Here is an 11,754-nt window from a genome sequence, read left to right as displayed (position 1 = left end):
GAGGGCGAGGCGGGCTCGGAGGGCGAGGCGGGCTCGGAGGGCGAGGCGGGCTCGGAGGGCGAGGCGGGCTCGGAGGGCGAGGCGGGCTCGGAGGGCGAGGCGGGCTCGGAGGGCGAGGCGGGCTCGGAGGGCGAGGCGGGCTCGGTGCCCGCTCCGCCCGCAGCCTCGGCCGGCCCGGTGGCGCCCTTCTCGCCCTCCTGGAGGTCCGGCGCCGACGCGTCGGCCTCTGCCGCGTCCTTCGCGTCCTGCCGGACGTGCACCGCCGGCCCGTCGGCTTCGTCCGAGCCCTCCCCCAGCCGGTCCCCGTCCCCGGCGCCCTCGTGCAGCGGCGCGGACGCCTCCGCCGTGGCCACCGCCCGCAGGGCCGTCAGCAGGGGGGCGATCGCCGGTTCATGGCGGAGGGGCAGGTCGTCGCCGTCGATGTCGAGGGGGACTCCGGCGGCGGTGAGGGCCCGGCGGACCGTCGGGATCGTGCGGGAGCCGGCGCGTACCAGGACGGCCATCTCGCTCCAGGGCACGCCGTCCTCCAGGTGGGCGCGGCGCAGAATGTCGGCGACGTTGTCCAGCTCGGTGCCGGGGGTGGGGTACGTGAATACTTCGACGCCGCCGCCCGCGCGCGTAGGGGCGAGCTCACGGTGCGCACGGACCTTCTCCGCCGGGAGGCGGGTCAGGGGCATGCGCTGGGTGACCAGCCGGGTGGCGGCCAGCAGGGCGGCTCCGGAGCGGCGGGAGGTGCGCAGGACCTCGACGGGGGCGGGGCGGCCGTCGGGGCGCGGGAAGGCGCTCGGGAAGTCCAGGATGCCGTTCACGTCGGCGCCCCGGAAGGTGTAGATCGACTGGTCGGGGTCGCCGAACGCGACGAGGGCGCGACCGCCGCCGGCGAGGGCGTGCAGCAGCCGTACCTGGGCCGGGTCGGTGTCCTGGTACTCGTCGACGTACACGGCGTCGTACTGCGCGGTGAGCCGCTCGGCGGTGTCGGGACGGTGGGCGAGGAGCACCGCGCGATGGACGAGTTCCGCGTAGTCGATCACGCCGTGCAGGTCGAGGACGTCGAGGTACTCGGCGAGGAAGGCGGCGGCGGCCCGCCAGTCGGGGCGGCCGATACGGGCGGCGAAGGCGTCCAGGGCGTCGGGGCCGAGGCCCAGTTCGCGGCTGCGGGCGAGCACCGCGCGGACCTCGTCGGCGAAGCCGCGCGTGGTGAGGCAGGCGCGCAGTTCGTCCGGCCAGCGCACGTGCGCGAGGCCGAGCCGCTGCAGGTCGAGCTGGCCGGCGAGCAGTTCCCGGACGGCGACGTCCTGCTCGGGGCCCGACAGCAGCCGCAGCGGTTCGGCGAACAGCTCGGTGTCCTGGTGGGCGCGGACCAGGGCGTAGCAGTACGAGTGGAAGGTGGTCGCCTGGGGGGCGCGGGCGGCGCCCATGCGCAGCGCCATCCGGTCGCGCAGCTCGACGGCGGCCTTGCGGCTGAACGTGAGCACCAGTACGCGCGCGGGGTCGCCGCCGCGGGCGATCCGGGCGGCGACGGACTCGACGAGGGTGGTGGTCTTGCCGGTGCCCGGGCCGGCGAGGACGAGCAGCGGGCCGTGGGTGTGGTCAACCACGGACCGCTGCGCGGCGTCCAGAAGAGGGGGGTCCACCCGGGCCGGTGTGGTCCGCACCAGCCGGTAGGCGCCACGGCTCCCCTGTCGTCCCGCGGGGGGCGACAGGCGTCCGGTGGAGGAAGAGGAGCTCACGTGGTTCGTCGCCGGTCCTGGTGGGTGTGCTGGTGGTCCGGGGGCCGGTGGTGCCGCCCCGTGACCCTCGAACGTACGTCATGCCACCGACGTGCCCGATTTCGACGGTTTCCCCCGTACGGGCCACAGGGTCCCCTCAGCCGCGTCCGATGGCGGAAGCTGTCAGGTGTGACCTTCCGTCCGCTCGCCGCCGTCCCATCGCGCCCGTCTCATGTCGAGGCGGGGCAGATGGCCCTCGGCGGCCCGGCTCGCCTCCTTCAGCGGCGTGCCCTCGTCCCGGTAGTGGCCGAGCGCGCGCAGTTCGTGGCCCGGCAGCAGCACGCCGTCGGAGCGCACCACGCGCCACCACGGGACGCCGCCGCCGTAGAGGGACATCACCCGGCCGACCTGCCGGGGCCCGCCCTCCGCAAGCCATTCGGCGACGTCCCCGTACGTCATGACCCGCCCGGGCGGAATCAGCTCCGCCACTTCGAGGACCCGCTCGGCGTACTCCGGCAGTTCGCCGTCGTGCCCCGGGCCCGCGTCGTACGGAAGGCTCTGCTCGCTCATCCGCCCCATCCTGCCGCACCGCACCGACAGCGCGACGGGCTCCTGACCCTGCGTGACCCTCGCCCCCGAGAGATGCTTGGGGCAGACTGTGCGCCCCCGCGTTTGCACCCTGATGCCCCCGTGTGTCGGTGGGGCATGCCACCATCGTGCGGTCGGTGACCGGTGATACGAGATCAAGAAGAGACGATGAAGCAGCAGGGTGTGCATCCCGAGGACGCGGAGGGCACCGCTGACGCTGCGTCGCGCCCGGACAGCCCCGACGGACCGGCCGAGCCCCGTGCGGAGGCGCCCGACCGCGACTGCGACGAGGTGCACATCGACGAGGTCGAGGGCGACGAACCGCTGCTCCCCGCGCGCGTGCACCGCCCCTCCGACCTCATGCGCCTGCTGGTGGGGGTGCTCGCCGTCGCGGTGCTCCTCGGTATCGCCGCGTTCGCGCACGGGACGACCTCGGGCCTGGAACAGGACATCAACAAGGGCACCGGGCAGGCACCCGATCTGCTCATCAAGATCGCGGGTCTGGCGTCCAGCATCGCGATCCTGCTGGTGCCGGTCGCGTTCGCGATCGAACGGCTGATCAAGCGCGACGGGCTGCGCATCGCCGACGGTGTGCTCGCCGCCGTCCTCGCGCACGGTGTGACACTCGCCACCGACCTGTGGGTCGCCAAGGCCGCCCCGAGCTCCATCCGGGAAGCGCTTACCCAGCCCTCCCCCGGTGACATCCACGCCCTCACCGACCCCGTGCACGGCTACCTCGCACCGGTCATCGCGTACATGACGGCCGTCGGTATGTCGCGTCGGCCGCGCTGGCGCGCGGTGCTGTGGATGGTGCTGCTCCTCGACGCCTTCTCGATGCTGGTCACCGGCTACACGACACCGTTCTCGATCATCCTGACGGTACTGATCGGCTGGACCGTCGCCTACGGGACGCTGTACGCGGTCGGTTCCCCGAACGTCCGGCCCACCGGGCGGAACCTGATGGCGGGCCTGCGCACGGTCGGCTTCCACCCGGTGAGCGCCGCGCGCGAGGAGGCCCCGGACACGGCGGAGACCGGTGACCGGGGCCGGCGCTACTTCGTCACCCTGGAGGACGGCCCACCGCTCGACGTCACCGTGGTCGACCGCGAGCAGCAGGCCCAGGGGTTCTTCTACCGCGCGTGGCGCAACCTGACGCTGCGCGGCTTCGCCACCCGCAGCAGCCTGCAGTCGCTGCGCCAGGCGCTGGAGCAGGAGGCGCTGCTGGCCTACGCCGCCATCGCGGCGGGCGCCAACGCGCCGAAGCTGATCGCGACCTCCGAGCTCGGCCCCGACGCCGTGATGCTCGTCTACGAGCACAGCGGCGGCCGCACCCTGGACTCGCTGGCGGACGACGAGATCACCGACCATCTGCTGCGGGACACCTGGCACCAGGTGCGCGCTCTTCAGTCGAGGCGCATCGCGCACCGCAGGCTGGTGGGTGACGCCGTCCTGGTGGATCGTTCCGGCAGGGTGATCCTCACCGACATGCGGGTCGGCGAGATCGCCGCCGGTGAGCTGCTGCTGCGCATGGACGTCTCCCAGCTGCTGGTGACGCTCGGCCTCAGGGTGGGCGCCGAGCGCACGGTCGCCTCGGCGGTCGGTGTGCTCGGCCCCGACGCGGTGGCGGACTGTCTGCCGATGCTCCAGCCCATCGCGCTCAGCCGCTCCACGCGCGCGACGCTGCGCAGACTCGCCCGGGAGCGGGCGCAGCGCGAGCGTGACGCGGTCCTGGAGGCGTCCCGTCAGGCCAAGCAGGCCCGTCTGGACGCCGGGAACGAGGAGAAGCCCGTCTCGGAGAAGGCCGAGAAGAAGGCCGTACGCGCGCAGGCGCGGGCCGACAAGCGGGCGCTCGACGAGGCACTGGACGAGGCGCGCGAGGAGGATCTGCTGACGCAGATCCGGCACCAGGTGCTGCGGATCCGGCCGCAGGCCCCGGTGGAGCCGGCCCGCCTCGAGCGGGTGCGGCCACGCACCCTGATCAGCTTCATCGCCGGCGCGATCGGCGCCTACTTCCTGCTGACGCAGCTCACCCACATCGAGTTCGGCCCGCTGGTCGCCAACGCCGAGTGGGGCTGGGTGGCGGCGGCCGTGCTGTTCTCGGCGCTCAGCTATGTCGCCGCGGCCATGAGCCTGCTCGGGTTCGTACCGGAGCGGGTGCCGTTCCCGCGGACGGTCGCCGCGCAGGTCGCCGGCTCGTTCGTGAAGATCGTGGCACCGGCCGCGGTCGGCGGAGTGGCCCTGAACACCCGCTTCCTGCAACGCGCGGGCGTGCGCCCCGGGCTCGCGGTGGCGAGCGTCGGCGCGTCGCAGCTGTTCGGTCTCGGCTGTCACATCCTGATGCTGCTGTCGTTCGGCTACCTCACCGGCACCGAGAAGACGCCGTCACTCTCGCCGTCCCGCACGGTCATCGCGGGTCTGCTGACGGTGGCGGTGCTGGTGCTGGTGGTGACGTCGGTGCCGTTCCTGCGGAAGTTCGTCGTCACGCGCGTGCGGTCGCTGTTCGCCGGAGTCGTGCCGCGCATGCTGGACGTGCTCCAGCGCCCGCAGAAGCTGGTCACCGGCATCGGCGGCATGCTCCTGCTGACCTTCTGCTTCGTGATGTGCCTGGACGCGTCGATCCGCGCCTTCGGCACGGAGTCCTCGTCCATCAGCCTCGCCAGCGTCGCCGTCGTCTTCCTGGCCGGCAACGCGCTCGGCTCCGCGGCCCCCACCCCGGGCGGTGTCGGTGCCGTCGAGGCGACCCTGACGGTCGGCCTGATCGCGGTCGGCCTGCCCAAGGAGGTCGCAGCCCCCGCCGTCCTGCTGTTCCGTCTGCTGACGCTGTGGATCCCGGTGCTGCCCGGCTGGCTGGCCTTCAACCAACTGAGCCGCAAGGGCGCCCTCTAGGACGGCGCCGTACCTCGTACGGACCGCGGCCTCGCGCGCGTGAGCGGAGGCGACCGCACGATGGGACCATGCCGAGCCCCTTCCGCCTGCGGGCCACCGCCCTGACCACGACCGCCCTGCTGCTGTCCGCCCTGGCGACCGGATGCGGTGACGACGGCGGTACGGACGAGGACCTGACGGCGCAGAAGCTGAGCTGGAAGGACTGCCCGGCCCCGTCCCAGGCCGAGGGCGGCGGCAGCGCGCCCTCCCCGCTGCCGGACGGGCAGCGGTGGCAGTGCGCCACGATGAAGGCACCCCTGGACTGGAACCACCCCAAGGGCGACACGATCGGCATCGCGCTGATCCGGGCGGAGGCGAGCGGCGACCCGAGCAGGCGGATCGGTTCGCTGGTGTTCAACTTCGGCGGGCCCGGCGGCTCGGGCGTGAGCACGCTGCCCGCGTTCGGCACGGACTACGACACGCTGCGCACCCGGTACGACCTCGTGAGCTTCGACCCGCGCGGGGTCGGCCGCAGCGCCGGCGTGAAGTGCGAGAACGACCAGCAACTCGACGCCTACTTCCAACAGGACTCGACGCCCGACGACGCCGCCGAGCGCACCGGGCTGCTGGACAACACCAAGGAGTTCAACGCGGCCTGCGACAAGAACTCCGAGAAGGTGCTGCCGCATGTGCGCACCACCGACGCGGCCCGCGACATGGACCTGATGCGCCAGGTCCTCGGCGACACGAAGCTGCACTACTTCGGCATCTCCTACGGCACCGAACTCGGCGGCGTCTACGCCCACCTGTTCCCCAAGAACGTGGGACGCGCCGTGTTCGACGCGGTCGTCGACCCAACGCAGACGTCCGAGCAGGGCGCCCTCGGGCAGGCCAGGGGTTTCCAGCTGGCGCTCGACAACTACGCCGAGGACTGCACGTCCAAGATCGAGGACTGTCCCGTCGGCGACACCCCGCAGGACGTGAAGGACCGGATCGCCAAGCTGCTGAAGGACCTGGACGCGAAGCCGCTTCCGGGCATCCTCCCGCGACAGCTGACGCAGAGCGCCGCCATCACCGGCATCGCGCAGGCGCTGTACTCGAAGGACTTCTGGGAGTTCCTCACCGAGGGCCTGGAGCAGGCCTACGACGGGGACGGCAGGATCCTGCTGCTGCTCTCCGACTCGATGAACGGCCGCAGCGAGAACGGCGAGTACAGCAACATCGCCGCCGCCGGGGTCGCCATCAACTGCTCGGACGACAAGCCGCGCTACTCGCCCGGCTATGTGGAGGGGAGGCTGCCGGAGTTCCGCGCCGCCTCGCCGCTGTTCGGGGACTTCCTGGCCTGGTCGATGGTCGGCTGCACGGACTGGGCCGTGCCGGGCGCGGCCGACCATCCGGACGTGAGCGCGCCGGGCGCGCCGCCGATCCTCGTCGTGGGCAACACCGGCGACCCGGCGACCCCGTACGAGGGGGCCCGGAAGATGGTGGACGCGCTGGGCGACGGCGTCGGGGTGGAGCTGACGTACAAGGGCCAGGGGCACGGCGCGTACGGCAGCAAGGACAAGTGTGTGCAGACGGCCGTGGACGGCTACTTGCTGGACGGGAAGGTGCCCGCCTCCGGCACGATCTGTGCATGACACACATTCCCCGACGGGCCGGCAAAACAGCAGGTCAACAGGTTATCCACAGGCTCCGACAGACAGGCCCCGCGCCGCCTACGATTGCCTGACAGCCGTCCCGCCGCTCGGCGCGGACGGTCAGCAAGGGGGGCAGGCACATGGCGCGATTCCTACGGTGTGCGGCACTCGGCGCCGCCGTCGCACTACTGGTCGCGAGCTGCAGCGGCGGCTCGTCGGACAGCGGCGGGGACGGTAAAGGGGCAGGCAAAGGGGCAGGCAAGGGGACCGGCACGGGGACCGGCGGCGGGAGGGCGGCCGGTACCTCGAGCACGTCCGCGCCGGCCTCGCTCACGGAGCAGAAGCTCGACTGGGGGCGCTGCAAGGGCACTTCGGACTCCGCCGCACCGAGCGGAGACTGGCGGTGCGCGACGCTGAAGGTGCCGCTGGACTGGTCGAAGCCGGCCGGCAGGACCATCGGCCTTTCGCTGATCCGCGCCAAGTCACGGTCCGGCGGCGGGCAGCGGCTCGGCTCGCTGCTGTTCAACTTCGGCGGCCCGGGCGGCTCGGGCGTCGGCACACTGCCCGCGTTCGGCTCCACGTTCTCCTCCCTCCGTGAGCGCTACGACCTGGTCAGCTGGGACCCGCGCGGGGTCGGCGGCAGCGAGGGAATCCGCTGCCGCAGCAACAAGGACATCCGGGCCGCCGAGTCGATCGACATCACCCCGGACACCCCGGCCGAGGAGCGGGCGTACCTCCAGGACGCCGCCGACTTCGCCAAGGGGTGCGAGAAGGCCGCGGGCGACCTGCTGGCCCACGTCTCGACCACCGACACCGCGCGCGACATGGACCTGATGCGCCAGGTCCTCGGCGACACGAAGCTGCACTACTTCGGCATCTCCTACGGCACCGAACTCGGCGGCGTCTACGCCCACCTGTTCCCCAAGAACGTGGGACGGCTGATCCTCGACGCGGTGGTCGACCCGAGCGCCGACGCCGTGGGCCACGCCGAGAACCAGGCGCGGGGCTTCCAGCGGGCGCTCGACGACTACCTGAAGTCGACGGGCCAGGACCCGGAGCGGGGCAGCGCCAGGATCGCGGCCCTGCTGGACCGGCTCGACAGCGATCCGCTGCCGGCCTCCGACGGGCGGAGGCTGACCCAGTCGCTCGCCGTCACCGGTATCGTCCTGCCGCTGTACAGCGAGCGGAGCTGGCCGAGGCTGACCAGCGCCCTGGAGTCGGCCGAGGACGGCGACGGCTCCGAGCTGCTGGAGCTCGCCGACGCCTACAACGAGCGGGACTCCTCGGGGAAGTACGGCACGACGGCCCACTCGCAACGGGTCATATCGTGCTTGGACGACAGGCAGCGGCCGACCGCCGAGGAGGCGAGGAAGCGGCTGACGGAGTTCGAGAGGATCTCCCCCGTCTTCGGCGACTTCCTGGGCTGGGACACGGCCGGCTGGTGCCACGACTGGCCGGTGACCGGGCAGTACGACACCCCGGAGGTGAGCGCGGCAGGTGCGGCGCCGATCCTGCTGGTCGGCAACACCGGCGACCCGGCGACGCCGTACGAGGGCGCCCGGAAGATGGCGGACGAACTGGGCAGGGGCGTCGGCGTGCTGCTCACCTGGAAGGGCGAGGGGCACGGTGCGTACGACAGCGGGAGCGACTGTGTCGACTCCGCGGTGGACGCGTACCTGTTGAAGGGCACGGTGCCGAAGGACGGCAAGGTCTGCTCATGACGACGGCGGGGGCTCCGGGCACCCATGGTGCCCGGAGCCCCCGCCGACCGGACGGACCGGAAAGGTCAGTAGACCGGCTTGCTCGGCTCGATCTGGTTGACCCAGCCGATGACACCGCCGCCGACGTGCACGGCGTCCGAGAAGCCCGCGGACTTCAGCACGGCGAGGACTTCCGCACTGCGGACACCCGTCTTGCAGTGCAAGACGATCTTCTTGTCCTGCGGCAGGCCCTCCAGGGCGGTGCCCAGCAGGAACTCGTTCTTCGGGATCAGCTTGGCGCCCGGGATGGAGACGATCTCGTACTCGTTCGGCTCGCGGACGTCGATGATCTCGATGTTCTCGCCGTCGTCGATCCACTCCTTGAGCTGCTTGGGAGTGATCGTGGCGCCCGCCGCCGCCTGCTGGGCCTCCTCGGAGACGACGCCGCAGAAGGCCTCGTAGTCGATGAGCTCGGTGACGGTCGGGTTCTCGCCGCAGACCGCGCAGTTCGGGTCCTTGCGGATCTTGACCTGGCGGTACTGCATCTCCAGGGCGTCGTAGATCATCAGTCGGCCGACCAGGGACTCACCGGTGCCGGTGAGGACCTTGATCGCCTCGGTGACCTGGATGGAGCCGATGGACGCGCACAGCACGCCCAGGACGCCGCCCTCGGCGCAGGAGGGGACCATGCCCGGCGGCGGGGGCTCCGGGTAGAGGCAGCGATAGCAGGGACCGTACTCGGACCAGAACACGGAGGCCTGGCCGTCGAAGCGGTAGATCGAGCCCCACACGTACGGCTTGTTCAGCAGCACGCACGCGTCGTTGACGAGGTAGCGGGTCGCGAAGTTGTCCGTGCCGTCGACGATCAGGTCGTACTGGCTGAAGATGTCCATCACGTTCTCGGCCTCGAGCCGCTCTTCGTGGAGGATCACATTCACGTACGGGTTGATGCCGAGGACGGAGTCACGCGCGGACTCGGCCTTGGAGCGGCCGATGTCGGCCTGGCTGTGGATGATCTGGCGCTGCAGGTTCGACTCGTCGACCTCGTCGAACTCCACGATGCCGAGCGTGCCCACACCCGCCGCGGCCAGGTACATCAGCGCCGGCGAGCCCAGGCCGCCGGCGCCCACACAGAGCACCTTGGCGTTCTTCAGCCGCTTCTGCCCGTCCATCCCGACGTCCGGGATGATCAGGTGGCGGGAGTACCGGCGAACCTCGTCTACGGTGAGCTCGGCAGCCGGCTCGACCAGGGGTGGCAGCGACACGGGGACTCCGTTGGTCGGTCTATCACTACGGTTGTTCTCTCCGTAACAGTGCCATGGCCTTCTTCATTCCGAGACACCCGTTCCGATCCGCGAGACGATTTCGTCCCAGTAGCCGGGCAGGGTCTCCCAGGGGTCGCACCGGCCTCCCGAGTCGCCCCGGTCGGTGAACCAGATCGTCGCCGCGCCCTGCCAGCGGGCGATGCGCAGCGCCTCGTCGAGGTGGGCCCGGGGCACTCCGTGCACCAGGTGGCAGAACCGCTCCGGCGGATGCTCGGCGGTCCACTCGGCCACCTGCGACCAGCGGTAGTCGTTCCACGGCCCGGAGAAGGTGACCAACTGGTCGGCGTGCTCGGCGTAGCCCGGGTACGGATGGGTGCCGTGGCCGAGGACGACGTGGGGCGCGTCGGCCAGCGCGCGAAGCGCGGTGGCCGTGCGGCGGATCCCGGGGAACTCCTCGCGCGAGCCCGGGCAGCGGTCCAGCAGGAAGCCGTCGACCCGGTACCAGTCGAGGTACCGCCGGGCGTCGGCCATCACATCGGCGTGGGCCCGGATCCCGTAGGCGCTGTCGAGGTGCCCGAGGATCCGGATGCCGGCGTTGCGCAGTCGGCCCGCCGCCTCCAGACAGTGCGGGTCGGGGCGGACGCCGGGGCCGCCGCCCGCGATGTTCAGGACGACCCAGTGCAGCGGCGGCCCGGGGCGGGCGAGGTCGCCCCACTCTGCTGGGGCGAGCAGCGGGTGGGCGAGGCCGGGCACGCCGATGCCGGTGCGGAGGTCGGTGCTCCCGGCGTCGGCGGTTCCCGCCGGAGTGCCGGTCAGATACGACACGCCGCCTCCATCCAGATGTCGGCGAGGGACTCCTCGAGGTTGATCCGGGGCCGCCAGCCGAGCCGGTCGCGGGCGGTGCGCACATCGGCCTGCTGCCAGCTGCCGCAGCCGTCCGGGTACGCGACCGGGGCCGCGTGGTCGGGGTCGGGGCGGGGATGGCCGATGGCCGGCCGCAGATGGGCGCCGGGCGGTCCGTCGAGTTCGTGGAGCGCTCCGCCGTACCCGGCCACGCGCGCCAGGATCGCGGCGGCGTCGCGCAGCCGGACGGCGCGGCCCGAGCCGATGTTGATGACGCCCTGCGCGGCGGAGAGCGAGGCGGCGTGCACGGCGCGGGCGACGTCGCGGACGTCCACGAAGTCGCGCTGCGCGCCGAGGCCGGCGAGCTTGAGTTCGCCGTCGCCGGACTGCATGGCGCGGCGCATCGCCTCGGCCAGCCGCCCCAGCGGGGAGCCGGCCGGGGTGCCGGGTCCGGCCGGGGAGAAGACCCGCAGCACGACGGCGTCCAGGCCGGAGCCGAGGACGAGTTCGGTCGCGGCGAGCTTGCTGACGCCGTACGGGCCGCCGGGGCGGGGGACGGCGTCCTCGGCGGTCGAGGAGCCTGGCTGGCTCGGGCCGTACTCGGCACCGCAGCCGATCTGCACCAGACGGGCGCCGCAGCCGCTGCGGCGCAGCGCCTCGCAGACGGTGGCGACGGCGACGGTGTTGTGCCGGGTGAGCTCGCGGGCGCCGCCGCGGGTGGCGCCCGCGCAGTTGACGACGACCTGGGGATGGACCGCGTCGAGGAAGCGGGTGAGCGCGCCGGGGCTGCCGCTCGCGAGGTCGAACCGGACGTCGGCGTCGTCTCCGCGGCCGAGCGCGGTGAGCTGGACCGCCGGGTCGGCGAGCAGACGGTCGGCGACGAACCGGCCGAGGTAGCCGTTGGCTCCGATCAGCAGGACCCTCATCGCGCGACTCCCTGCACTGCGGTTGGTCCGGTGACCGCGGGGGCTCCGGTGACCGCGGGTGTCCCGGTGACTCCGGTCGCTCCGGATCGGGAGGTGGTCATCTGTTCTCTCCTTCTGAGGTGTTCCGATTGCCTGCGGCGGGGTGGAGGAGCGCGTGCGTCGTGCGGTCCGTGCACGGTGGGGGTGGCGCTGCGCGGGGTGGTCGGAGGGCGGGGGGCCGC

Annotated in this window: 8 protein-coding genes; 3 read left to right on the top strand and 5 right to left on the bottom strand. The window is 72.4% G+C overall.

Annotated elements, in window-relative coordinates:
• A partial coding sequence (locus tag ACFPIH_RS10965; RefSeq protein ID WP_385876645.1) for an ATP-dependent helicase occupies positions 1–1,730 on the bottom strand: 1,730 nt, incomplete at its 3' end.
• A 162-nt stretch (positions 1,731–1,892) separates the two neighbouring features.
• Positions 1,893–2,279, bottom strand: coding sequence for an MGMT family protein (locus ACFPIH_RS10960; protein WP_381164938.1), 387 nt, complete (start codon positions 2,277–2,279; stop codon positions 1,893–1,895).
• Between the two features lie 186 nt (positions 2,280–2,465).
• On the opposite strand from ACFPIH_RS10960, the gene ACFPIH_RS10955 reads away from it, so the two are divergent.
• The 3 genes from ACFPIH_RS10955 to ACFPIH_RS10945 all read left to right on the top strand — a co-directional run bounded on the left by ACFPIH_RS10955 (position 2,466) and on the right by ACFPIH_RS10945 (position 8,520).
• Entirely contained in the window at positions 2,466–5,183 is a 2,718-nt protein-coding gene (locus ACFPIH_RS10955; RefSeq protein ID WP_381164941.1) for a lysylphosphatidylglycerol synthase domain-containing protein, read from the top strand.
• 68 nt (positions 5,184–5,251) lie between these two features.
• Positions 5,252–6,799 (top strand): alpha/beta hydrolase, encoded by a 1,548-nt coding sequence (locus tag ACFPIH_RS10950; RefSeq protein WP_381164944.1) that lies wholly within the window; start codon positions 5,252–5,254, stop codon positions 6,797–6,799.
• 140 nt (positions 6,800–6,939) lie between these two features.
• A complete protein-coding gene (locus tag ACFPIH_RS10945; protein WP_381164947.1) occupies positions 6,940–8,520 on the top strand; it encodes an alpha/beta hydrolase in 1,581 nt (526 codons plus the stop codon).
• 65 nt (positions 8,521–8,585) lie between these two features.
• On the opposite strand, the gene moeZ is transcribed toward ACFPIH_RS10945, so the two are convergent.
• The 3 genes from moeZ to ACFPIH_RS10930 form a co-directional block, all read right to left on the bottom strand.
• A complete protein-coding gene (gene moeZ / locus ACFPIH_RS10940; RefSeq protein ID WP_381164950.1) occupies positions 8,586–9,764 on the bottom strand; it encodes an adenylyltransferase/sulfurtransferase MoeZ in 1,179 nt (392 codons plus the stop codon).
• 63 nt (positions 9,765–9,827) lie between these two features.
• A complete protein-coding gene (locus tag ACFPIH_RS10935) occupies positions 9,828–10,589 on the bottom strand; it encodes a spherulation-specific family 4 protein (protein WP_381164953.1) in 762 nt (253 codons plus the stop codon).
• A complete protein-coding gene (locus tag ACFPIH_RS10930) occupies positions 10,577–11,533 on the bottom strand; it encodes an NAD-dependent epimerase/dehydratase family protein (RefSeq protein WP_381164956.1) in 957 nt (318 codons plus the stop codon). Before ACFPIH_RS10930 ends, ACFPIH_RS10935 begins: the two co-directional genes overlap by 13 nt.
• Between the last annotated feature and the right edge of the window lie 221 nt (positions 11,534–11,754).

The sequence above is a fragment of the Streptomyces vulcanius genome (genome assembly GCF_042653945.1).
Lineage (GTDB): Bacteria > Actinomycetota > Actinomycetes > Streptomycetales > Streptomycetaceae > Streptomyces > Streptomyces mangrovi.
This window is presented reverse-complemented; position numbering and strand designations above follow the sequence as displayed.

Coding starts and splice junctions, on each gene's coding strand:
- ACFPIH_RS10960 (WP_381164938.1), bottom strand. CDS start 2,279: ATGAGCGAGCAGAGCCTTCCGTACGACGCGGGCCCGGGGCACGACGGC.
- ACFPIH_RS10955 (WP_381164941.1), top strand. CDS start 2,466: ATGAAGCAGCAGGGTGTGCATCCCGAGGACGCGGAGGGCACCGCTGAC.
- ACFPIH_RS10950 (WP_381164944.1), top strand. CDS start 5,252: ATGCCGAGCCCCTTCCGCCTGCGGGCCACCGCCCTGACCACGACCGCC.
- ACFPIH_RS10945 (WP_381164947.1), top strand. CDS start 6,940: ATGGCGCGATTCCTACGGTGTGCGGCACTCGGCGCCGCCGTCGCACTA.
- ACFPIH_RS10930 (WP_381164956.1), bottom strand. CDS start 11,533: ATGAGGGTCCTGCTGATCGGAGCCAACGGCTACCTCGGCCGGTTCGTC.